19 protein-coding genes are annotated in these 23,639 nt (G+C 62.8%); 15 read left to right on the top strand and 4 right to left on the bottom strand.

Features of this window, described 5'->3' with window-relative positions; translation table 11 throughout:
• Positions 1–17 precede the first annotated feature (17 nt).
• The 10 genes from ABDB84_RS11105 (at position 18) to truB (ending at position 11,177) form a co-directional block, all read left to right on the top strand.
• Complete coding sequence (locus ABDB84_RS11105) at positions 18–686, top strand: site-2 protease family protein (RefSeq protein WP_345919794.1); 669 nt, start codon at positions 18–20, stop codon at positions 684–686.
• A gap of 22 nt (positions 687–708) precedes the next feature.
• Positions 709–1,911, top strand: a complete 1,203-nt coding sequence (locus ABDB84_RS11100; protein ID WP_345919793.1) for a tryptophan--tRNA ligase — start codon at positions 709–711, stop codon at positions 1,909–1,911.
• 177 nt (positions 1,912–2,088) lie between these two features.
• Positions 2,089–2,859 (top strand): segregation and condensation protein A, encoded by a 771-nt coding sequence (locus tag ABDB84_RS11095; RefSeq protein WP_345919958.1) that lies wholly within the window; start codon positions 2,089–2,091, stop codon positions 2,857–2,859.
• A 43-nt stretch (positions 2,860–2,902) separates the two neighbouring features.
• Complete coding sequence (gene scpB, locus ABDB84_RS11090; protein ID WP_345919792.1) at positions 2,903–3,496, top strand: SMC-Scp complex subunit ScpB; 594 nt, start codon at positions 2,903–2,905, stop codon at positions 3,494–3,496.
• Positions 3,447–4,808 carry a 23S rRNA pseudouridine(2605) synthase RluB gene (gene rluB / locus ABDB84_RS11085; RefSeq protein WP_345919791.1) on the top strand — a complete coding sequence of 454 codons (1,362 nt, stop codon included), beginning with the start codon at positions 3,447–3,449 and terminating at the stop codon, positions 4,806–4,808. The genes scpB and rluB overlap by 50 nt, the downstream gene beginning before the upstream one ends.
• 234 nt (positions 4,809–5,042) lie before the next feature.
• Positions 5,043–5,474 carry a ribosome maturation factor RimP gene (rimP, locus tag ABDB84_RS11080; protein ID WP_345919957.1) on the top strand — a complete coding sequence of 144 codons (432 nt, stop codon included), beginning with the start codon at positions 5,043–5,045 and terminating at the stop codon, positions 5,472–5,474.
• A gap of 15 nt (positions 5,475–5,489) precedes the next feature.
• Positions 5,490–6,974 carry a transcription termination factor NusA gene (gene nusA / locus ABDB84_RS11075; protein ID WP_345919790.1) on the top strand — a complete coding sequence of 495 codons (1,485 nt, stop codon included), beginning with the start codon at positions 5,490–5,492 and terminating at the stop codon, positions 6,972–6,974.
• Between the two features lie 7 nt (positions 6,975–6,981).
• Complete coding sequence (gene infB / locus ABDB84_RS11070) at positions 6,982–9,816, top strand: translation initiation factor IF-2 (protein WP_345919789.1); 2,835 nt, start codon at positions 6,982–6,984, stop codon at positions 9,814–9,816.
• 78 nt (positions 9,817–9,894) lie between these two features.
• Positions 9,895–10,287, top strand: coding sequence for a 30S ribosome-binding factor RbfA (gene rbfA, locus ABDB84_RS11065; protein WP_345919788.1), 393 nt, complete (start codon positions 9,895–9,897; stop codon positions 10,285–10,287).
• Positions 10,284–11,177: a tRNA pseudouridine(55) synthase TruB gene (truB, locus tag ABDB84_RS11060; protein WP_345919787.1), complete on the top strand. Its 894-nt coding sequence runs from the start codon at positions 10,284–10,286 to the stop codon at positions 11,175–11,177. Before rbfA ends, truB begins: the two co-directional genes overlap by 4 nt.
• On the opposite strand, the gene ABDB84_RS11055 is transcribed toward truB, so the two are convergent.
• The 4 genes from ABDB84_RS11055 to ABDB84_RS11040 all read right to left on the bottom strand — a co-directional run bounded on the left by ABDB84_RS11055 (position 11,174) and on the right by ABDB84_RS11040 (position 19,831).
• Positions 11,174–12,817: a cache domain-containing protein gene (locus tag ABDB84_RS11055; RefSeq protein ID WP_345919786.1), complete on the bottom strand. Its 1,644-nt coding sequence runs from the start codon at positions 12,815–12,817 to the stop codon at positions 11,174–11,176. The genes truB and ABDB84_RS11055 overlap by 4 nt on opposite strands.
• 245 nt (positions 12,818–13,062) lie before the next feature.
• Positions 13,063–14,946, bottom strand: coding sequence for an ABC transporter substrate-binding protein (locus ABDB84_RS11050; protein WP_345919785.1), 1,884 nt, complete (start codon positions 14,944–14,946; stop codon positions 13,063–13,065).
• 160 nt (positions 14,947–15,106) lie between these two features.
• A complete protein-coding gene (locus ABDB84_RS11045) occupies positions 15,107–16,732 on the bottom strand; it encodes an NAD(P)/FAD-dependent oxidoreductase (protein ID WP_345919784.1) in 1,626 nt (541 codons plus the stop codon).
• Between the two features lie 138 nt (positions 16,733–16,870).
• Entirely contained in the window at positions 16,871–19,831 is a 2,961-nt protein-coding gene (locus ABDB84_RS11040) for an Rne/Rng family ribonuclease (RefSeq protein ID WP_345919783.1), read from the bottom strand.
• 419 nt (positions 19,832–20,250) lie between these two features.
• Between ABDB84_RS11040 and ABDB84_RS11035 the strand changes: the two genes are divergently transcribed.
• The 5 genes from ABDB84_RS11035 to ABDB84_RS11015 all read left to right on the top strand — a co-directional run bounded on the left by ABDB84_RS11035 (position 20,251) and on the right by ABDB84_RS11015 (position 23,446).
• Positions 20,251–20,424, top strand: coding sequence for a hypothetical protein (locus ABDB84_RS11035; RefSeq protein ID WP_345919782.1), 174 nt, complete (start codon positions 20,251–20,253; stop codon positions 20,422–20,424).
• A gap of 65 nt (positions 20,425–20,489) precedes the next feature.
• The gene (locus tag ABDB84_RS11030) at positions 20,490–21,452 is read left to right on the top strand and encodes an RluA family pseudouridine synthase (RefSeq protein WP_345919781.1); all 963 of its coding nucleotides are present in this window, start codon (positions 20,490–20,492) and stop codon (positions 21,450–21,452) included.
• A gap of 34 nt (positions 21,453–21,486) precedes the next feature.
• Positions 21,487–22,143: an HAD-IIIA family hydrolase gene (locus tag ABDB84_RS11025; protein ID WP_345919780.1), complete on the top strand. Its 657-nt coding sequence runs from the start codon at positions 21,487–21,489 to the stop codon at positions 22,141–22,143.
• Positions 22,131–22,472 carry a Rieske (2Fe-2S) protein gene (locus ABDB84_RS11020; RefSeq protein WP_345919779.1) on the top strand — a complete coding sequence of 114 codons (342 nt, stop codon included), beginning with the start codon at positions 22,131–22,133 and terminating at the stop codon, positions 22,470–22,472. The genes ABDB84_RS11025 and ABDB84_RS11020 overlap by 13 nt, the downstream gene beginning before the upstream one ends.
• A complete protein-coding gene (locus ABDB84_RS11015; RefSeq protein ID WP_345919778.1) occupies positions 22,469–23,446 on the top strand; it encodes a S49 family peptidase in 978 nt (325 codons plus the stop codon). Before ABDB84_RS11020 ends, ABDB84_RS11015 begins: the two co-directional genes overlap by 4 nt.
• Positions 23,447–23,639 lie beyond the last annotated feature (193 nt).

Raw genomic sequence — 23,639 nt, 5'->3', positions numbered from 1 at the left:
CGTAAAATGCAAACTACATGACTGATCTCCTGATCTACTTCCTCTTCTCGGCCGTTCCGGTCGTGCTCGCCATTACCTTGCACGAGGTCGCGCACGGCTACACGGCGCGCCTGCTGGGGGACCCGACGGCGCACCAGATGGGGCGCATCACGCTCAACCCGATCAAGCATGTCGATCCGATGGGCACCATCTTGCTGCCTGGCCTGCTGCTCGCTTCGAATGCCATGCTGGGCAGCAGCTTGCCGATCTTTGGCTGGGCCAAGCCGGTGCCGGTCAATTTCGGCCGCTTGCGTCATCCCAAGGCCGACATGTTCTGGGTCGCCGCTGCCGGGCCGGCGGCCAATCTGGTGCAGGCCTTCGTTTGGACGCTGATCTTCGCAATTGCGATCCGACTTGAACTGGGCGCCGCCGCCCTCGATTGGCTCAGAATAGCCTGTAGCGCTGGCGTGATGACCAATCTGGCGCTGATGCTGCTCAACCTGGTGCCGATTCCGCCACTCGATGGTGGCCGCATCGCGGTGAGCCTGTTGCCCTATTCGCTGGCCGTGCCTTTCTCGCGCATCGAGCCGTATGGTTTTGTCTTGCTGTTTGCCTTGCTGTGGCTGAAGGTGCTGGATGACCCGCTCAGGTACGGGCTCCAATTTTTTGTCAATGTGCTTGGCCGCATCATTAATACTTTCATCTGATACTGAACGGGAATCACGCACCATGTACGCAGAACGAGTCCTCTCTGGCATGCGCCCCACCGGGCGCTTGCACATCGGCCATTACCACGGCGCGCTCAAGAACTGGGTGCGGCTGCAGAACGAGATGCCCTGTCTGTTCTTCGTTGCCGACTGGCATGCGCTGACTACCGCCTATGACGGTGTGGAGATCATCGAGCAGAGCGTCTGGGAGATGGTCATCGACTGGCTCGCGGCTGGCGTTGATCCGAACCAGTCGACCATCTTCATCCAGTCGCGCGTGCCCGAGCATGCCGAGCTGCACCTGCTGCTGTCGATGATGTGTCCGCTGGGCTGGCTCGAACGTGTGCCGACCTACAAGGATCAGCAGGAAAAGCTCAGCGAGAAGGATCTTGCGACCTACGGCTTTCTCGGCTACCCGCTGCTGCAAAGCGCTGACATCCTGCTCTACCGCGCCAGCCATGTGCCGGTCGGTGAAGATCAGGTGCCGCACATCGAGCTGACACGCGAGATCGCGCGCCGCTTCAACCACCTCTATGGCCGTGAGCCGGGCTTTGAAGACAAGGCCAAAGAGGCGGTCAAGAAGCTCGGCGGCAAGCGCGGCAAGCTCTACGAGCAGCTGCGCACGCGCTTCCAGCAGGAAGGCGACAAGGAAGCGCTGGAGCAGGGCAAGGCGCTGCTCGACGAATCGCAAAGCCTGTCGATGGGCGACCGCGAGCGCCTCTTCGGCTACCTCGAAGGCAGCGGCAAGGTGATCCTCGCCGAGCCGGAAGCCAAGCTCACCGAAGCCTCGCGCGTGGTCGGGCTGGACGGGCAGAAGATGTCCAAGTCCTACAACAACACGATCTTCATGCGTGAAGACCCCGAGGTCCTCACCAAGAAGATCCGCACCATGCCCACTGATCCGGCCCGTGTGCGTCGCACCGACGCGGGCGATCCCGCGCGTTGCCCGGTGTGGCAGTTCCACGTCGTCTATTCCGACGACGCCACGCGCGAATGGGTCGACAAGGGCTGCCGCACGGCCGGCATCGGCTGCCTTGAGTGCAAGCAGCCGATCATCGACGCCGTCATCAAGGAGCAGGAGCCCTTCCACGAGCGCGCCCAGCAATACCTTGACGATCCCGCCCTGGTGCGCAGCGTACTCGCCGACGGCTGCGAGCGCGCCCGCAAGCTGGCGCAAGAGACCATGCGCGATGTGCGCGATGCGATGGGTTTGAGCTATAGCTGAGCCCAGGTTTTTTAAAATGACCTCACCGCAAAGGCGCAAAGGAAACGCAAAGGGCCGCAAAGACACGGCGGCCTCGCCTTTGCGGTCCTTGCCTTTGCTGTTCTTTGCGCCTGTGCGGTGAATGGGGTGATTGTGGAACAGGGCGAACTCGTTCTGGCGCGCGTGCATGGCGAACCCATGCACAGCATGCCGGTCGATCTCTACATCCCGCCCGACGCGCTGGAAGTCTTCCTCGAAACTTTCGAAGGCCCGCTGGATCTGCTGCTCTACCTCGTGCGGCGCGCCAATCTCGATATCCTCGATATCCAGATGGCGCCACTCACCGCGCAATACCTCGCCTACATCGAGGCGATGCGCTCGACCAATCTGGAGCTCGCTTCCGAATACTTGTTGATGGCGGCGATGCTGCTCGACATCAAGTCACGCATGCTGCTGCCCAAGCCGCCGCGTGAGGAAGCCGAGGACAGCACTGAAGATCCGCGTGCCGAGCTGGTGCGCCGCCTGGTCGAATACGAACGCATGAAGCGCGCTGCCTTGCTGCTCGATCGTGTGCCGCGCGTCGAGCGCGATTACGAATGGACGGCGGTGCATATCGCGGTGGCCACGGTGGAGCGCCTGCCGGAAGTGAATCTGGCGGATCTGCAGTCGGCCTGGTTGGGCTTGCTGCAACGGGCACGCCTGACGCAACATCACCACATTGGCCGTGAAACCCTGTCGGTGCGCGAGTACATGACGGAGATCCTGCGCCGCCTGCAGGGCACGGACTATGTCGAATTCACCCAGCTCTTCGATCTGAGTCATGGCGTGGCGAGCTTGATCGTCGGCTTCCTGGCGGTGCTGGAGCTGGTCAAGGAGCGCCTGGTGCAGATCACGCAGAACGCGCCGATGGAAATGCTTTACGTGCGATTACCCCAACATGAATCAGAGCCCGAACCCAGCACAGCCTGACGAGCCTTCCGCCGAGCCCGCAACCGAGGCACCTGTGTCGGCAATGGGCGAGCCCGATCTCGCGCTCGCCCGCCAGGCGCTCGAAGCCGCGCTGCTCTCGGCCAGCGAGCCACTATCGACCAGCGAGCTGCGTCGCCTGTTCGAGCCGGACCTGGGGGCGGAGCTGGTTGGCCGTCTGCTCGACGACATCCAGCGCGACTGGCAGGGGCGTCCGGTGGAGCTCAAGCGCCTGGCATCGGGTTGGCGTTTTCATACCCGCGACGTGCTGCAGCCCTATCTGGAGCGGCTCAAACAGACGCGGCCGCCCAGATATTCGCGTGCGGTACTGGAAACCTTGGCCATCATCGTGTATCGTCAGCCCGTCACCCGCGGCGATATAGAAGAAATCCGTGGTGTGGCTGTTTCCGCCAACATCATCAAATTGCTGGAAACACGCGGTTGGATCGACAGCATTGGTCACCGCGACACGCCGGGACGCCCGGCCCTCTACGCAACTACCCGCCAGTTTCTGGATGACCTCGGCCTGCGCAGCCTCACTGAGCTGCCGCCCCTGTCATCCCTTTCCGACATCGAAGGAGTACTCGATCTTGTCGAACCCGCAGAACACGCGCCGTCCGGCGCGTCAGAGCCCCGCTAAAACAAATGCCGGGGCTGCCGACGGCGCGCCGCCACGCCGCCGCCGTAGCGCGCCGCGCAGCAAGACGCCGCGCGACGGCAATGTCGCCGAAGGCGAAGGCGTCAATGGCAATGTGCTGACCGCCGCTAACCAGCCGATTCCGGTATTCAATGATTTCGGCGACGACGTGGATGTCGACGACGAAGACGACGACAGCCAGATCGCCTTCCTCGGTCGCAAGGGCGACAACCTCCATGCCAATGCCAAGCCCATGCTGGGCGAGAAGCGCGCCGTACGTGCGCCGCGCATCGGTGGTCGTGGCGAGCGCCCGACCAAGGGCACGGGTGAAGTGCTCAACGACGGCGAGCGTGTGCAGAAGGTGCTCGCCGCTGCCGGCTACGCGTCGCGTCGCGAGGTCGAGGAGTGGATTACCTCCGGCCGCGTCAGCGTCAATGGTCTGCCGAGCTTCCTCGGTCAGAAGATTTCGCAGGGCGACCGCGTCAAGGTCAATGGCAAGCTGATCAATGTGCGCTTTGCCGCCGAGCGCGCGCCGCGCGTGCTGATCTACCACAAGCCGGATGGCGAGATCGTCTCCAAGGACGATCCGGAAGGCCGCCCGACGGTGTTCGAGCGCCTGCCCAATCTGCGCCGTGGGCGCTGGATCGCCATTGGCCGCCTCGACTTCAATACCAGCGGCTTGTTGCTGTTTACCGACAACGGTGATCTGGCCAACAAGCTGATGCATCCGCGCTACAACCTGGATCGCGAGTACGCGGTGCGCATCATGGGCGAGCTCACGGATGAGCAGAAGAAGCAGCTCACGACCGGCATCGAACTCGAAGACGGCCCGGCCAAGTTCGGCATGCTGCGCGAAGACGGTGGCGAAGGCTCCAACAAGTGGTATCGCGTGACCATCTCCGAAGGTCGTAATCGCGAAGTGCGGCGCATGTTCGAAGCGATGGGGCTCACCGTCAGCCGCCTGATGCGTGTGCGCTACGGCCCGGTGCAGCTGCCGCCGCGCCTCAAGCGCGGCATGTTCGAAGACTTGGCGCCGGATCTGATCAAGGCGCTGGCGGGCAAGGAAGCTTTGGTCAAGACCGAAGGTCTGGCGCGCCGCAGTCGTAACCGGCGTAGCGCTGGCGCACCCAAGGCAGGCGCGCCGCGTCCGGCCGCACAAGGAGCCGAGGGCGTCGTCGCCAAGCCGCCGCGCGTGCGCGAAGCTGCGCCGCAGGTGGCCGCTGAGGCTGGGCCTGAGGGCGCGCCGCGCCGCAGTGGTAATCGCCGCGGCCGCGGCGGGCGCAATCGCAAGCCGAAAGCTGCCGTCGAAGCCTGATCTACTCGTACCGCCGCATTTACTGCGGCGGCATGACATGCTAGAATGCCGCTGCTGATTTGTGCGGGTGTTGTGCGTGGCGTGTTGGCTGCTACGTGCCCGTGGCAAATCGTTCCGAAGTTTTGGGCTGGGCCTTGCGGGGCTGCAGCCTGGGGATGGGCGTTTCGCCCATTTTTTATTTGTGGCGCCGGTTTGCTTGTGGCTGACTGTGCCGCCTTTTTGGTCTGGGTTTTGATGGATCTTGTACGCGTCGTTGAAGAGGCTGTGAATGGCCTCGGTTTCGAACTGGTCGACCTTGAAATGTCGCCCAAGGCGAGGCTTTTGCGCGTGCTCATCGATATTGAGCGCGGCATCACGGTCGATGATTGCGCGACGGTGAGCCACCACTTGCAGCGTGTGTTCGAAGTTGAAGGGGTCGATTACGACCGGCTTGAAATCTCCTCGCCGGGGCTCGATCGCCCCTTGAAGCGCGCGGCCGATTTCGAGCGTTTCGCAGGTCACGATGTGCAGATCCGGATCCGTTTGCCGATTGCCAATCAGCGCAATTTCGCAGGCCAGCTGCTGGGCTTGCAGGATGGCAAGGTTCTGGTCAAAACCGAGAAGGGTGAGCTGGCGTTTGATCTCGCAGATGTCGAGAAGGCCCGCCTGGTCCCCAAGTTTGATTAAAGAGAGGATTAAGCAATGAGCCGCGAAGTACTGCTGCTTGTCGATGCGTTGTCGCGTGAAAAGAACGTTGCGAAGGAAGTTGTTTTCATCGCACTGGAAATGGCGCTGGCCTCCGCAACCAAGAAGCGCATCCATGACGATGCCGATGTCCGTGTGTCCATTGATCGCGAAACCGGTGCTTACGAGTCGTTCCGCCGCTGGGTGGTGATGCTCGATGCCGAGGTGGAAAACGATGAAGCCCAGATGGGCATCATCGATGCGCGTGAAGAAGATCCGGACATCCAGATTGGCGACTACATTGAAGAACCGCTCGAACCCATCGATTTCGGTCGCATCGGTGCGCAAGCTGCCAAGCAGGTGATTCTGCAGAAGATCCGTGATGCCGAGCGCGAACAGATCCTCAACGACTTCCTGGAGCGTGGCGAGCATCTGGTGACCGGTTCGGTCAAGCGCATCGAGCGTGGCAATGCCATCATCGAAGCCGGCCGTCTGGAAGCCTCGCTGCCGCGTGACCAGCAGATTCCGAAGGAAAACCTGCGTGTTGGCGACCGCGTGCGTGCTTATCTCTTGCGCGTCGACCGCAATGCACGTGGCCCGCAACTGATCCTCTCGCGCAGCGCACCGGATTTCATCGCCAAGCTCTTCGAACTGGAAGTGCCGGAGATCGAAGACGGCCTGCTCGAAATCAAGGCCGCCGCCCGCGACCCCGGCCTGCGCGCCAAGATCGCCGTCAAGGCCAATGATCCGCGGATCGACCCGATCGGCACCTGCGTTGGCCTGCGCGGTTCGCGCGTCACCGCCGTGCGTAACGAACTCGGTGGCGAGAACGTCGATATCGTGCTGTGGTCGGCGGACGCCGCGCAGTTCGTGATCGGTGCGCTGGCGCCGGCCGAAGTGAGCTCCATCGTCGTCGATGAAGAAACGCACACCATGGATGTGGTGGTCGATGAAGGCAATCTCGCCATGGCCATCGGCCGTGGTGGTCAGAACGTCAAGCTCGCCTCCGAGCTGACCGGCTGGAACATCAATCTGATGACCGAGTCGGCCGCCGCCGAGCGCAGCGAGCAGGAGCAAGGCCGCCTGCGTGCGCTGTTCTGCGAAAAGCTGGATGTCGACTCCGAAGTGGCTGACATCCTCATCGAAGAAGGTTTCTCCTCGCTCGAAGAAGTGGCCTATGTGCCGCTCGCCGAGATGCTGGAAATCGAAGCTTTCGATGAAGACACTGTCAATGAATTGCGTCAGCGCGCACGGAATGTGCTGCTGACCGAAGCGATCGTCAATGAAGAACAGCTCGAAGGCGTTGCCGACGAACTGCTGGCGCTCGAAGGTATGGACAAGACCCTGGCCGCCAAGCTGGCAGCCAAGGGGGTCAAAACACGTGACGATCTCGCCGACCTCGCGGTCGACGAGCTGGTTGAAATGGCCGAGCTCGATGAAGCGCGCGCCAAGGATCTGATTACCAAGGCGCGCGCGCATTGGTTTGAGCAAGCGGGGGAGTGAGCAAACGATGGCTGACATGAGTGTGGCGGATTTCGCCACCGAACTGAAAATGCCGGCTTCTGCACTGCTTGAGCAGTTTCAGAAAGCTGGCGTAAGCAAATCTGCTCCCGGTGACCGGGTCAGTGAGCAGGACAAGACGCGTCTGCTCGATTACCTGCGCCGCTCGCATGGCGAAACTGCGCCCAAGGCCAAGATCACGCTGACGCGCAAGCAGACCAGCGAAATCAAGGCTTCGGACGCAACGGGCAAGGCCCGCACGATCCAGGTTGAAGTGCGCAAGAAACGCGTGTTCATCAAGCGTGACGAAAGCGAACTGGGGCTCGACACGAGCGCAGCGGAAGCTGCTGCCGAGCAAGAGCCGCTGGAAGCCGTGGTGGCCGCACCGGTGGTCGAGGTGGTGGAAGCGGTCGAAGCGCCCGCACCCGAAGTGATTGTGGAAGCTGTCGCTGCACCGGAGCCGGAACCGGTTGTCGTGCAGCCCGAGCCGGTGGCTGAAGTGGCGCCGGTCCTTGCTGAGCCGGTGGTCGAAGCGCCAGTGGTCGAGGCACCTGTTGCGCCGACTGTTGTTGAAGCCGCTCCGGTGGTCGAAGCCGTGGCTGCGCCGCAAGTGGAAGCCGTGGCAACGCCTGCGCCGGCACCGACGCCTGCTCCCGCGCCTGCTGCGCCGGTGCTGTCGGCACGTGAGCTGGCGGATCGTCGCCATGCCGAGCTGATGGCCCGTCAGGCTGCCGAGCTGGAAGAAAAGCGTCGTCGCGAAGCGGCACGCAAGGCGGCTGAAGAAGCGCGTCGTGCGGAAGAGGAACGTCAGCGTCTGGAAGCGGAACGCGCCAAGGCTGCTGCGGCAGCCAAGCCGGCCGAGCCCAAGACGGGCACCCTGCACAAGCCTGCCAAGGCCGAAGAAAAGCCGAAGAAGGCCGCTGCGCCGCAGCCGGATCGCAATGCCAAGGCCGACGAAGCCAACAAGCGCCGCACCATCAAGACCCGTGGCGACACGGGAACTGGTACCGGCTGGCGTGGTGCCAAGGGCGGCGGTCGTCATCGCCACCAGGAACAACAGCCGAGCTTTGCTGCGCCGGTCGAACCGGTGGTGCGTGAAGTGCATGTGCCCGAAACCATCTCGGTGGCCGATCTGGCTCACAAGATGTCGGTGAAGGCGACCGAAGTCATCAAGAAGATGATGATGCTCGGCCAGATGGTCACCATCAACCAGGTGCTGGACCAGGAGACGGCGATGATCGTCGTCGAGGAACTGGGCCACACCGCGATTGCTGCCAAGCTGGACGATCCGGAAGCCTTCCTCGAAGAGGGCGACGCCCACAAGGACGCCGTGCTGGAGCCGCGTGCTCCGGTGGTGACCGTGATGGGTCACGTCGACCACGGCAAGACCTCGCTGCTGGACTACATCCGTCGCGCCAAGGTGGCAGCGGGCGAAGCCGGCGGCATTACGCAGCACATCGGCGCTTATCACGTCGAAACCAGCCGCGGCATGATCACCTTCCTCGATACCCCGGGTCACGAAGCCTTTACGGCGATGCGTGCGCGGGGGGCCAAGGCGACCGACATCGTGATTCTGGTGGTGGCCGCGGACGACGGTGTGATGCCGCAGACCAAGGAAGCCATCCACCACGCCAAGGCCGCAGGCGTGCCGCTGGTGGTGGCGATCAACAAGATCGACAAGCCCGATTCGAATCCGGAGCGCGTCAAGCAGGAACTGGTTGCCGAAGGCGTGGTGCCGGAAGAATACGGCGGCGACGCCATGTTCATGCCGGTGTCGGCCAAGACCGGTGCCGGTATCGACGAGCTGCTCGAAGGCATCCTGCTGCAAGCCGAAGTGCTGCAGCTGACGGCGCCGAAGGAAGCGCCGGCCAAGGGCCTGATCATCGAAGCGCGTCTGGACAAGGGCCGCGGTGCGGTGGCCACGATGCTGGTGCAGAGCGGTACGCTCAAGCGCGGCGACGTGATCCTCGCCGGTGCGACTTTCGGTCGTATCCGCGCCATGCTGGACGAGAACGGCAAGCCGATCAATGAAGCCGGCCCGTCGATTCCGGTCGAAATCCTCGGCCTCTCCGACGTGCCCTCGGCCGGTGACGAAGTCATGGCCCTGGCTGATGAGCGCCGTGCGCGCGAAATCGCCCTGTTCCGTCAGGGCAAGTTCCGCGACGTGAAGCTCGCCAAGCAGCAGGCCGCCAAGCTCGAATCGCTGATGGACCAGATGAAGGACGGCGAAGTCAAGACGCTGCCCCTCATCGTCAAGGCCGACGTGCAAGGCTCGCAGGAAGCGCTGGTGCAGTCGCTGTCCAAGCTGTCGAACGAAGAAGTGCGCGTGCAGGTCATCCACGGCGCCGTGGGCGGCATTTCGGAGTCCGACGTCAACCTGGCGCAGGCTTCGAAGGCGGTCATCATCGGCTTCAACATCCGTGCCGATGCCAACGCCCGCAAGCTGGCCGAGAGCTACGGTGTGGATATCCGTTACTACAACATCATCTACGACGCCGTGGATGAGGTGAAGGCAGCGCTGTCGGGCATGCTCTCGCCGGAGAAGCGCGAACAGATCACCGGTATGGTCGAGATCCGTCAGGTCTTCGTCATCTCGAAGATCGGTACGATCGCCGGTTGTTATGTCATGGAAGGCTTCATCAAGCGCAATTCGCGAGTTCGCGTCCTGCGCAGCAATGTGGTCATCCACGATGGCGAGCTCGATTCGCTCAAGCGCTTCAAGGACGACGTCAAGGAAGTGCGTTCCAACTTCGAGTGCGGTCTGTCGATCAAGAACTTCAATGACATCGCCGAGGGTGACCAACTGGAAGTGTACGAAATCCAGGAAGTCGCGCGTACGCTGTAACAAAGCCTGCCGCAATGCGACAAGGGGCCCTGCGGGGCCCCTTGTGTCTTGCAGCGTGGCCATCAAGGAGGCATCAGAATGCCAAAAGATTATTCCAGAAGTTCGCGGGTGGTCGAGCAGATCAAGCGCGAACTCGCTGAACTCATCCGTCTTGAAGTGAAGGATCCGCGCGTCGGTTTCATCACCCTGACCGACGTCGAGATCACGGCCGATTACGCCCATGCCAAGGTGTTCTTTTCCTCGCTCAAGGGGCAGGACAACATCGACGAGGTGCTGGTCGGGCTGCGCCGCGCCAGCGGCTTCCTGCGTCGCGAACTGGGGCGCCGTGTGCGCATCCACACCACGCCGGAACTGCATTTCGTCTATGACAATTCCATCGAGGAAGGCACGCGCATGTCGGCGCTGATCAGCAAGGTGATTGCCGAGACGCCGCCTGCGGAAGATGACGAACCGGGGACGCGCGAGACTTGAACCAGGTACGCAGCAAATGGCAGATTGTCGATGGCGTCCTGCTGCTCGACAAGCCGCAGGGCATGACCTCCAACACCGCCTTGCAGAAGGCGCGGCGCCTGTTTTCGGCGGCCAAGGCCGGGCATACCGGCACGCTGGACCCGATGGCGACCGGCCTGCTGCCGGTGCTCTTTGGCGAGGCGACGAAGTTCTCGCACATGTTGCTCGACGCCGACAAAACCTACCGCGCAAGTGTGCTGCTCGGTCGCACGACCAATACCGGTGATGCCGATGGCGAGCTGCTCGAAGAGCGCCCCGTCAGCTGTAGCGAAGAAGACGTTGCTGCCGTCTGCGCCCGCTTTGTCGGCGAGATCGAGCAAGTGCCACCGATGTATTCGGCGCTCAAGTTCGAGGGCAGGGCGCTCTACGATTACGCACGCCAGGGCATCGAGATCGAGCGCAAATCGCGCCGCATCACGATCTTCGAACTGGAAGTCGAATCCATCGCACTGCCACAGTTGCAGATCCGCGTGCGTTGCAGCAAGGGCACCTACATCCGCACCCTGGCTGAGGACATCGGCAAGCTGCTCGGCTGTGGCGCGCATCTGACCGCCTTGCGCCGTCTGGCCACCGGGCCGATTGCGCTCGACGCCACGCATACGCTGGAAGCGCTGGGCGCGCTGGATGAGGCCGGGCGCAGCGCCTGCCTGCTGGCGCCGGACAGTCTGCTGGCGCATTTGCCGGCCGTGCATCTGACGGGCGAACTCGAACAGCGCTTCTCGCACGGCAATCCTGTTGCCGGTGCCGATGTGCGCGGCGAGGTGCGTGTCTATGGCGCGCAATTCATGGGCCTGGGCCGGGTTGAAGCCGATGGCATCCTGCGCGCGGTGCGCCTGATCGCGACGGCTTAATTGCGTTGCGTCGTCTGCGTTGCGGACGGCATGCTGACCGGCAGGCGAATCACGAATTCGCTGCCCTGCGGCGGGCGTTGGCGGGCGAAGATCTCGCCATGATGGGCTTGTACGATCTCGCGTGAGATGGCCAGTCCCAAGCCAGTGCCGCCAGCGCCGGTGCGGGTCTGGCTGCTTTGCACGAACTTGTCGAACACCGATTCCAGCTCTGCCGCCGGAATTCCCACGCCCTGATCAGCGAAGACCAGTTCCACGTTTGCCGTGCCGGCTGCATCGGGTGGCGAACAGTGATAGCGGATGCTGATCTCGCTCTTGTCGGGCGAGAACTTGATGGCATTCGAGATCAGGTTACGCACCACCTGGCCGAGCCGGAAGTGGTCGGCCAGCAAGCTGCAATCGGCCTCAGGCAGTTGCAGGGCGATGCTGAGCTGGCGCGTCTGCAGCTGCACTTCGAATTCCTGCAGCGCTTGCTGGATGCAGCTGTTCAAGCTGAGTGGCTGCAGATTTAGCTCCATCCGTCCCGATTCGAGCTTGGCGATATCCAGCAAATCATTGAGCAGGTTCATCAGCCGCGCGCCGCTGCTGTGGATGCGCTGGAAATAGGTGCTAAGGCGCTCCATGTCGGGCCGTGCGGGTGTCGCGCTGGTGCTGAGTAGCTGCGCTTTTTCCTCACCGATCTTGGCAAAGCTGAGCACGCCGTGCATCGGCGTCCGCAATTCATGTGACATGTTTGACAGGAACAGGCTCTTGGCTGCGTTGGCGCGCTCGGCCTCTTCCTTGGCCTGGCGCAGATCCTGGGTTTGCGCCTGGACCATTTCTTCGAGGCTGTCGCGGTGCTGGCGCAGCTCGGTCTGCGCTTCGCGCAAGGAGCCGAGCAGGGATGAGACGCCGCGGGCCAGCTCGCCGAATTCATCGCGCCGCTCGGTCGGGAAACGCTGGCTGAGATCGCCCGTCTCCTCTACTGCGCGCATGCGCGTGAGGATGTCCTGCAGCGCTGACAGCACGCTCTGGCCGAGCAGATTGGAGAGCACGGTGACCAGCAGGCTGACCAGCAGCAGTACGCCGACAAACCAGATCGAATCGCGATAGAACTGGCGATTGATGTTGTCGATGTACATACCGGTATTCACCAGCCAGTCCCAGGGCGCGTAATGACGCGCGAAGGAGAGTTTGGGCGAAGGCGCGGTTTCGCCCGCCTTGGGCCACCAGTATTCGACATAGGCACTGCCGTGGCTGCGGGTTTTGTCGAGCATCTCGCGGATGAAAGCCTTGCCGTTCTTGTCGCGCAGCTCGCCGAAATTCTTGCCCTCCAGTGCTGGGACGGCCGGATGCATCAGCATTACCGGCTCCATGCTGCCGACGCTGAAGAACTCCTTGTCCTGGTAGCGAATGCTGCGCAGTTGCGCCAGTGCGCGCTGCTGCGCTTCAGCCGTGCTGAGCGCGCCGGACTCCGCTTGAAGGCGGTAATGATCGAGCATGCTGAACACGATGGACATCTGATCGCGTAGCTGACGGCGGACGTCTTCCATCATGCTGCTGCGGCGCGCTTCGATCGCCGAGATGCCGATCACCAGCAGCGCAGTGAGCGCGACGAGATTGATGAGACGTAGCTTGGCCCGCAAGCTGAATTGTCTGAGCATGGATCGCTGCCCTTATCCGTTTGATGGCGGGTATTGCATACCGGCCAATATAAGGAATTGCGTCAGCCTGGCCGATGACTTGAGCGAAACATTGTGGGCGCGGTCACCTGCGCAGGCTGATCTGCAGGCGATCACATTGGGATTCCCCTGGGCAAGACAAGAGCCGCAAAGAGCGGCTCTTGCTGTATCGCGCTGCATGCCCCGGCAAGCTTCCCGCAGTGCGGATTGCTAGCGGGGTAGGCCGCTTACTTCGTGAAATAGTACTGTTGCAGCAAGGTCGGGCCCGGCGAGGGGAAGGTCCAGCCCCAGATCATTTTGTCATACACGTTCATCAGCTTGGCGTTGCGGATGCCGGTCTGCTCTGGCGGCTTGACGGTGCCCAGCACTTCGACTTCGTCGGCCGCGATGGAGAGGATCTGCTTGAACAGCGCATCCGCTTCCTTGTCGGTCTTGGCGTTCTTCCACTCATCGTAGAGTTGCAGACGCTTCTTCATGCTGGCCGGCGGTTCTTCGCCCGACTTGCCACCGCTTTCATACCAGCGCACCCACAGCAGGCTCTGCCGTGACTCTTGCGGATGCACGGCGATGAAGCCGCGCGGATTCTGCGTCGGGTCGAAGCCACCGGCCAGACTGTCAACGCTCAGATCGAAGTCGTTGTTGTTGGCGCGGTCGTAGTAGAGCGTGCGTTCCGAGGCCTGGATCACCAGCTCGATGCCCAGCTTGGCGTACTGCTTGCGCAGCAGTTCGAGCATGTCGATCTGGTAGGTGGTAGCCAGGCTGACAATGACGCCCATCGAGATGCGTCCGCCGCTCTTGTACTGACGGAAGCCATCGGCATCGCGCGTAGTCAGGCCGATCTTGTCGAGCAGGGCATTGGCGGCCTTCAGATCGTATTGCGTGTATTGCTTGGCCAGCTTCTCGTTGTAGAACTTGTTGCCCGGCGCCGGACCGATCTGCCAGGGCTCACCCTTGCCGAGGAAGACGATGTCGTTGATCTCCTTGCGGTCCATGGCTTGCGACAGCGCGATGCGGAAGTCCTTGTTGCGGAACAGCTCGCGCAGCTTGGCGTTCTTGGTGCTCTGGTTGATGAACACCGCAATCGCCGTGGCATTGATGTCTGGCAGCAGCATCAGCTTGTAACCGCCCTTGGTGGCGTTCTCGGCCAGGATCGGGCGATTCTGGATGTTCGAGATATGGCGGATCTGCAGATCCAGCTGGCCATTGACCGCGGCCAGCACGATGGTCTCGATTTCCGAGATCACGGCCAGCTGCAGGCGATCAATGTAGGGCAGCTGATTGCCTGCCGTATCCACCTGCCAGAAATAGGGATTGCGCGTGAGGATCACCCGCGTCGAGTTGCCGCTATAGGGTTCGCTGATCACCCAGGGATCCAGAGTCGGCCGTTCCGGGTTGCCCCAGCGGCTGGCCAGTTCGATGTCGCTGCACTTGACGCGCATCAGCGCGGCCCAGTCGGTCTGGCGCGCAGCCTTGACCTCTTCATCGATCTTCGGGTTGTACTTGGGGTGGAACTTCTGGCAATAGTGCTTCGGATACAACACCGGATGCTGGCCCAGCGGTGTCGCCAGTTCTTCGATGAAGGTGCGATAGGGCTGGGTGAATTTGAATTTGACCTTGTAGTCGTCGAGCTTTTCGACTTCGACCAGCTTGCCGTCCGTCGTGTAGCGTCCGGGCGGGGTGGAGAAGAACTGCTTGTTGCCGAGGATATCATTGACAGCGAAGAGCACGTCGTCGGCGTTGAAAGCTTCGCCATCAGACCAGCGCATGCCCTTGCGCAGCGTGAAGGTGTATTCCTTGGCGTCAGCGCTGAGCGTCCAGCTTTCGGCAATATTGGGCACTACGCCGGAGAAATCCTTGTTCCAGCGCACCAGGCCTTGCGGGCTGAGCAGGCGCAGGATGGCGTTACCGTCACCATTGCCGCGCAGGGCAGAGCGCAGCGAGCCACCATAGCGCCCGATGCTGTCGGTTTTGATCACTTCCGGTTTTTCCGGCAAGCGCTTGTCGACGCTGGGCAACTTGCCTTCCTTGGCCAGTTGCGTGAGTGCGGGTGCATCATGATAGCTGGCGCTGGCCACCGACGCGGCCATCAGCAAACTACCGGAAAATGCCATGTAAATAGCTTTTGTCAGCCTTGTTCGGTAGTTGTATTTCGTTGTTTTTTCAAACATATGTCGCTCCTCCAACGGTGAATGTGTCGCGATCTACACGAGCCGAAGAAGTATGACATTTGAGCTGAATTTGTCTTGTTGCACCGCAATGCGCGGGCGGAAACTAGACGGTTTTGAGCAGACTTTGGGCGACCGCTTCCGCCACTTCGATGCCGTCGATGGCGGCGGACAGAATGCCACCGGCGTAGCTCGCCCCTTCGCCTGCCGGGTAGAGCCCGCGCGTATTGAGGCTCTGGAAGTCGGCGCCGCGCTTGATGCGGATCGGCGATGAGGTGCGCGTTTCCACCCCGGTCAGCACCGCGTCGTGCATCGCATAGCCGCGGATCTGCTTGTCGAGGGCGGGCAGGGCTTCGCGCATGGCAGCAATTGCAAAGTCAGGCAAAGCCGTGCTCAGATCACCGAGGGTGACGCCGGGTTTGTAAGAAGGAATCACTTCGCCCAGCTGCGTCGAAGGACGGCCGGCGAGAAAATCACCGACCAGCTGGCCGGGCGCATTGTAGTTGCGGCCGCCCAGTTCGAAGGCACGGCTCTCCCAATGGCGCTGGTAGGCGATGCCGGCCAGCGGATGGCCTGGATAGTCCGCAGGTGTGATGCCGACGACAAAACCCGCATTGGCATTGCGCTCGTTGCGCGAATACTGGCTCATGCCATTGGTGACGACACGGCCTTCTTCCGAGGTCGCAGCGACCACTGTGCCGCCCGGACACATGCAGAAGCTGTATACCGAGCGTCCATTGCTGGCGTGATAGACGTGTTTGTAATCGGCTGCGCCGAGCAGGGGGTGGCCGGCAAATTTGCCAAAGCGGCAGACGTCGATCAGCGACTGCGGATGCTCGATGCGGAAGCCGATCGAGAAGGGTTTGGCTTCGATGTACACACCACGCTCGTAGAGCATCTGGAAGGTGTCGCGCGCGCTATGGCCGACCGCCAGCACGACATGCGAGGCGGCGATGAATTCTTGCTGACCATCAGTCTTGCTGACGGTGAGGCCGCGCACCTGGCCATCTTCGATCAGCAGATCTTCAACCTTGGTCTTGAAGTGGATCTCGCCGCCCAGCGATTCGATTTCGGCGCGGATCTTCTCGACCATGCCCACCAGGCGGAAGGTGCCGATATGCGGCTTGGCGACGTAGAGGATTTCCTCCGGCGCACCCGCCTTGACGAACTCGCACAGCACCTTGCGGCTGAGAAAGCGCGGATCCTTGATCTGGCTGTAGAGCTTGCCGTCGGAGAAGGTGCCGGCGCCGCCCTCGCCGAACTGCACATTCGATTCCGGATTGAGGGTGCTCTTGCGCCACAGGCCCCAGGTGTCCTGCGTGCGTTCGCGCACTTCCTTGCCGCGTTCCAGCACGATAGGCCGGAAACCCATTTGCGCCAGGGTCAGCGCTGCCATGAAACCGCAGGGCCCCATACCGATGATCACCGGGCGCGCCTGCAAGCCGGCAGGTGCGCGGGCCACGAAGTGATAGCTCATGTCCGGCGTCGGACCGATCTGGCCGGGGCCGGCACGGCCCTGCAAGCGGCGCAGCACCGCAGCTTCGTCGTGCAGGCTGGCGTCGACCGTATAGATCAGCGCGATGGCGGACTTCTTGCGCGCATCGTGACTGCGCTTGTAGACGCTGAAGTCGAGCAGCTCGCGGTCGGCAATGCCCAGACGCTGGAGGATGGCCTCACGCAGCGCTTCGGCTGGGTGATCGAGCGGGAGTTTGAGTTCAGTAATTCGCAACATGGCGCTGGCTGGCAAAGGGCGGGCGGCGCACGCGTGGTGCGCGTGCCGCTGGATTATACGGCGCCTGCCCGCATGGGGCGGGCGCGCAATGGCCAAGGGCCGCATCAGCGGCCCTTGGTGATCTGACTACATCGCGATTTAGTTACGCGTTTCGACCTGTTGCAGCGGTTCGTCCTGCAGCGAGGGCGGCGTAGCACGGCGCGGCGTACGGCCCAGTCGCACCGGCTCGGCCACGCGCGGCGGTGTTTGCGCCTGGTTCACCGTTTCGACCATTTGCAGATCGCTGGCGGCGATGATCGCGCTCAGATCGATCGGCAGCTTCGGCGCCGTCACCGGCGAGCTCTGCACGACCGGCGCTGCAACGGGTTCCGCTGCGGCGACAACTTCCGGCGCGGCCGGCACTTCGGCAGCAGGCGCGACTTCTGCGACCTCTGCAACGAAGACCGGTGCTGCGGCCACAGGGGCTACAGGAGCCTCGGCGACCGGCGCTTCCGTCACCGGCGCTTCGACAAGGGTTTCGACAGCGGCTGCGGCGACGCTCGCTTCTGCCACGGCAGGCGCGGCTTCCGCCGGCGTCTCACTGGCGACCGGCGTCGCCACTTCAGCCACTGCTTGCAGTTCAGCAACAGGGCTGAGCGGTGCTTGCGGGGCTTCCACGCTCAGCGGCGTTTCTGCCGGCGCTTGGGCGGCGGCTTCTGCCGTCACTTCGGGTGCGCTGCCAAAGCCCAGTTCTTGCTGTTGCAGCACATCGCTGACCGATTTGAGTTCGGCTGCGGCTTCGGCCATGGCTTCATCGGCCACGGCGCGGAAGCTGCCATTCTCTTCGCCCGCTGCGCTGCCGGCTTCGCCACGACCGCGGCCACCACGACCACGGCGGTTGCGGCGGCGACCGCCTTCACGTTCGCCATTGGCTTGCGCATTGTTCTGCTCGTCGCTCACGGCGGCGAGCGGTGCTGCGCTGGCCAGCTGTTCGTTCTGCTCAAGCGGCGCGGCGGCTGCCGGTGCGGCGGCTTCGCGTGCTTCACGCACTTCGCGCGGCTCGCGAGCCTCGCGCGGTGCGCGTTCGCGGCGCTCGCGCGGCGGACGGCTGGCTTGTGCCTCAGCGGCTGCCGGTGCGGCGCTGACCACGGCTTCGACGTTCTCGCGATTGCGGTTGCGCTCGCCATTGCCGGGGCGGGCGGCTGCGCCAGCTTCGACCGGACGCGGTGCGCGTTCCTTGCGCTCTTCACGCGGCGCACGTTCCTCATTGCGCGGCTTGCGTTCCTCACGCGGCTTGTTGCTTTGTGCATCGCGCGGCTTGCGTTCGCCATCGCGACGACGTGCGTCACCACGGCCCTTCGCTGCGCGCGGCGCGGCAACCGGTTCGGGTGCGGCAAGGCTGGGGCCCTTGAACCAGGCGGCGATGCGGGCGAGCAGGCCAGGCTTGCTGACGCTGGCTTCTTCCTGCTTGCGCGGCGCTGCGCTGCGCGGCTCGACAACAGGTGCGGGCTGGTCCGGCGTGATGCTCTTGATGGCGGCTTCCTGGCGGCCAGCCTTGGCTTCCAGATTGGCCGAGGGCGGCGTGTAGCTCGGCTCGCTCGGTGCGGCAGCCATGCGGTAGCTCGGCACGCTCTGATCTTCAAGATTGAGCTGGTCGTGACGCAGGCGCACGATCTCGTGCTGCGGCGTTTCGAGGTGGCGATTGGGGATGATCAGCAGATTGACGCGGTGACGCAGCTCGATCTTGGCGATGTCGACGCGCTTCTCATTGAGCAGGAAGGTGGCCACGTCGACCGGCACTTGCAGGTGCAGGGCGCCGGTGTTTTCCTTCATCGATTCCTCTTCGAGGATGCGCAGGATGTGCAGCGCAGCCGATTCGGTGGAACGGATGTGGCCGGTGCCGGTACAGCGCGGGCAGGTGATGTAGCTGGTTTCGGCGAGCGCCGGACGCAGGCGCTGACGCGACAGTTCGAGCAGGCCGAAGCGGCTGATCTTGCCGGTTTGCACCCGCGCACGGTCAAAGCGCAAGGCGTCACGCAGACGGTTCTCGACTTCGCGCTGATTGCGCGCGTTTTCCATGTCGATGAAGTCGATCACGATCAGGCCGCCCAAGTCGCGCAGGCGCAGCTGGCGGGCGATTTCGTCGGCCGCTTCACAGTTGGTGCGCAGCGCGGTTTCTTCGATATCGCTGCCCTTGGTGGCACGACCCGAGTTGACGTCGACCGAGACCAGCGCTTCGGTGTGGTCGATCACGATGGCGCCGCCCGAGGGCAGATTCACCTGGCGTGAATAAGCCGATTCGATCTGGTGTTCGATCTGGAAGCGCGAGAACAGCGGCACATCGTCGCGATAGCGCTTCACGCGGTGCAGGTTGTCCGGCATCACGGTGCCCATGAAGGCGCGGGCTTGTTCGTAGATCTCGTCGGTGTCGATGAGGATCTCGCCGATGTCCGGCTGGAAGTAATCGCGCACGGCGCGGATCACCAGGCTGCCTTCCTGATAGATCAGGAAAGCGCCGTTCTGCGACTTGGCCGCGCCATCGATGGCGTTCCACAGTTGCATCAGGTAGTTCAAGTCCCACTGCAGCTCTTCGGCAGCGTGGCCGATGGCGGCGGTGCGGGCGATCAGGCTCATGCCGCTGGGCACTTCGAGGGTGTCCATGGCTTCGCGCAGCTCGGCGCGATCATCGCCCTCGACGCGGCGCGAAACGCCACCGCCACGCGGGTTGTTGGGCATCAGCACGAGGTAACGGCCGGCCAGCGAGACGAAGGTGGTGAGGGCCGCGCCCTTGTTGCCACGTTCTTCTTTTTCGACCTGGACGATCAGCTCCTGGCCTTCGCGCAGGGCTTCCTTGATGGTGGCGCGCGAGGCTTCGACGCCTTCGCGGAAGTAGGAGCGGGAGACTTCCTTGAACGGCAGGAAGCCGTGGCGTTCTTCGCCGTAATCGACAAAGGCCGCTTCGAGGCTGGGCTCGATGCGGGTGATGACGCCTTTGTAGATGTTGCTCTTGCGTTGTTCCTTGGTGGCCGATTCGATGTCGAGGTCGATCAGTTTCTGACCATCAACAATCGCGACGCGCAGTTCTTCGGCCTGCGTCGCATTGAAAAGCATGCGCTTCATTGAGTTCTCCCGCGCACGAGCGGGGAACGACACCGGCGCTGCTCGCGGGCAGCTGCCTGACTTTTCTCAGATTGTGGTGAACAGCGTGTTCGTCATGGTCTGGTGCAAATCGGTCAATCGGTCTCGTTCTGTATTGCACACCCTGACGCTGCAATCTGCTTGCGGTTCAGGGCGTCCTGCAAATTCTGCGACGTGCGCTCTTCTATGTTTCGTTCAATCACGTGCTTGCACGTGGTTTGGGATACCATCGCGGACTTTCCGCGCTGGCCATCGTTTTTCCGCCATCATCCTGATCAGCTGGTTTGTCAGGCCAGCCGGGCACTGAACGGCGAGCCAGCCGGCCGCTTATGCGACAACTGGGGCACAATCGGGAACAGAAGGGGCCGCGTCAGGCGAAGATTCCTCAGGAACCCTGATCGGTGGCGAAGCGCGACAATGTCGGCATTTGCCTCGATCAACAGGCCGCTGGCCTGTCGGGTTCGGTGAATTTCGGCTTGGCAGCTACCATCCTGACCGGATCCCTGCGGGGCTCGTTGGACAGCGCGCCGGATATTCGTCCGGAAAAACACCTGCAGTATATGGGAAGAACGTGAGTTTACGCAAAGCAGCAATCATCTCGGCAGATACTGTCCGGTCGCCCGCTCCAGCGGTCCAGCGCGTGCTCGTCAGCGAGGAGGACGCGGGTCAGCGGATCGACAACTTTTTGCTGCGCGAATGCAAGGGCGTGCCCAAGAGTCACATCTATCGCATCCTGCGCAGCGGCGAGGTGCGCGTCAATGGCGGGCGCATCAGCCAGACCTACCGCGTGCAGGCGGGCGACGAGTTGCGCATCCCGCCGCTGCGCCTGGCGCAGAAGCAGGACAGTGCGCCGCCGGCCAGCATTCCGGCGCGTGATTTTCGCATCGTGTTTGAAGATGAGCATCTGCTGGTGGTCGACAAGCCGGCCGGGCTGGCCGTGCATGGCGGCAGCGGCGTGAGCTTCGGCCTGATCGAACAGCTGCGTGCGCAGCGACCCGAGGCACGCTTTCTGGAGCTGGCGCACCGGCTTGACCGTGAGACCTCCGGCCTGCTGATCGTCGGCAAGCGCCGTGCCGCGCTCAATCATGTGCAGGACCAGATGCGCGCGGGCAAGATCGAGAAGCGCTACCTCACCCTGGTTAGCGGGCGCTGGATGAACCCGCTGCAGCACGTCAAGCTGGCGCTGCATAAGTACCTCTTGCCTGACGGTGAGCGCCGCGTGCGCGTCAGCCCCGAGGGCAAGCCCTCGCACAGCATCATGCGGCTGGTCGGGCGCTGGCAGCGCTACAGCTTGCTTGAAGTGGAACTGAAGACCGGTCGCACGCATCAGATCCGTGTGCATCTGGCGCATCTGGGCTTTCCTTTGCTGGGCGACGACAAGTACGGCAACTTCCCGCTCAACAAGCAGCTGATGAAGGAAGGCCTGCCGCGCATGTTCCTGCATGCGGCGCTGCTGTGCTTCCAGCATCCGGTTTCCGGCGAGGTGCTGCAGCTGCGTGCGCCCCTGCCGGCCGATTTGCAGGGCTTCCTGGATGGCGTGCAGCAGGCGGAACAACGTGATTACCGTGCGCCGGCCGCGGCCCACGCCCACCCTGATATTTGAATCTGCTCCTCGCGGAGCATTGCTGAGATAGAACATGACCCGAGCGTTTGACCTGATCGCCTTCGACTGGGATGGCACCTTGATTGATTCCACGGCGCTGATCTCCAGCTCCCTGCAGCGCGCCGCGGCCGATGTGGAGCTGCCCGTGCCCTCGCAGGAGGACGCCCAGCACGTCATCGGCCTGGGGCTCATGCAGGCGCTGGCCTGGTTGTTTCCGCAGCAGAGCGAGGCGCGTTATCAGGCTTTGCTCGGTCGCTATCGCTATCACTTCCTGACGCGGGACAGCGAGATCACCTTGTTTGCCGGCGTGACTGAACTGCTGCCGGCCCTGCGCGCGCAGGGCTACAAGCTGGCGGTGGCGACTGGCAAGGCGCGCCAGGGCCTCGACCGCGCGCTGGCGCAAACGGGTTTGCAGGCCTATTTCGATGCCACGCGCTGCGCCGACGAGACCGCTTCCAAGCCGGACCCGCAAATGTTGCTGGAGCTGATGGACGAGCTGGAAGTCGCGCCGCAGCGCGTGCTGATGATCGGTGACACCACGCACGACTTGCAGCTGGCGGCCAATGCGGGCGCTGCGGCCGTCGCGGTCAGCTGCGGCGCGCATCCGCTTGAGCAATTGCAGCGCGAACCGCATCTGGCGATGCTGCCGGATGTGTCGGCGCTGCCGGAGTGGCTGGCATGCTATCCCTGATCTGCCGCGCTGATGCCGTGCAAGAAGGCGGTGAGGGCGTACGCTTCGAGTTGCCGACCGAGCATGGCGCGCAAAGCGCCTTCGTGGTGCGCTTCGAGGGCGTCGCGCGGGCCTATCTCAACCGCTGTGCCCATGTACCGATCGAGCTCGATTGGCTGCCCGGCCGGTTCTTCGATGACAGCGGTTTATACTTGATGTGCGCCACCCATGGCGCGCTGTACGAACCTGCAACAGGGCGCTGTGCAGGCGGGCCTTGCCGCGGAGAGGGCTTGCAGCCCGTAGCGGTTGAAGAGCGTGACGGCGCCATCTACCTGAAAGTTGATCCATGAGTGAATCCGGCAAGGAAGTGTCCGCCAGTAGTGAACCCCATTGGGAGCGCAGCGTGCTCGAAAAGCTCGCCTTCGAGAGTCTCAAGGAGCAGCGCCGGCGTCGGCGTTGGGGCATCTTCTTCAAGCTGCTGGGTTTTGCCTACGCCGGCGTCGTGGTGGCGATGATCTGGGGCGCCGGTCATCATGACAAGGACGGCAAGACCGTTGCCGGCGGCGGGCGGCACACCGCGCTGGTCGAGCTTGAAGGCGCCATCGGTGCCGGCGGCCAGGCCAGTGCCGAGGTGATCAACAGCGCACTCAATGATGCGTTTGCCGACGCGGGCACGGCAGGCGTGATCCTGCACATCAACAGCCCCGGCGGCAGTCCGGTTCAGTCGGGCATCATCAATGATGAAATCGGCCGTCTGCGCAAACTGCATCCGAACATCCCGCTCTACGTGGTGGTCGAAGACATCTGCGCCTCGGGCGGCTATTACATTGCCGCCGCGGCCGACAAAATCTTCGTCGACAAGGCCAGCATCGTCGGCTCGATTGGCGTGCGCATGGATGGTTTCGGTTTTACCGAGCTGATGCAGAAAGTCGGCGTCGAGCGCCGCTCGCTGACGGCTGGCAAGAACAAGGCTTTCCTCGATCCCTTCCTGCCGCAGAGCCCGGAACAGGTGGAGTTCGCCCACGCGATGCTCGACGAAATTCACCAACAGTTCATCGATGTGGTGCGCAAAGGGCGGGGCAAGCGTCTGAAAGAGACGCCGGACATGTTCTCGGGCCTGTTCTGGTCGGGCGCCAAGAGTATCGAACTCGGTCTGGCAGATGGCTACGGCACGGTCGATAGCGTGGCGCGGGATGTCATCAAGGCCGAGGATGTGCGCGATTTCACCCAGCATGAAAACTTTGCCGAGCGCGTCGCCAAACGCTTTGGCGCCAGCGTGATGGCAGGCTTTGGCAGCGACCTGAATGCGGTTCATTGGCGCTGATAAACGTTAGCCTAGGGTAAACGATAGGCGCTTACACCCGTTTGGGCGGGTGTAAGCGCTTGATTCGTTTATCCACATGGCTTATCTTTTTGAGAGCAAGCGCGGTTGCTTAGGTGTTGAACTTCCCGACGCCGCCCCTGGTGGCTGTAGTCCAGTGTCGCACTGCTTTCCGGTTTTCGTTTGCTGCGGAGGG

Source organism: Uliginosibacterium sediminicola (assembly GCF_039631295.1).
GTDB lineage: Bacteria > Pseudomonadota > Gammaproteobacteria > Burkholderiales > Rhodocyclaceae > Viridibacterium > Viridibacterium sediminicola.
Note: the sequence above shows the minus strand (reverse complement) of the source record. Positions and strands in the feature narration are given on the sequence as shown.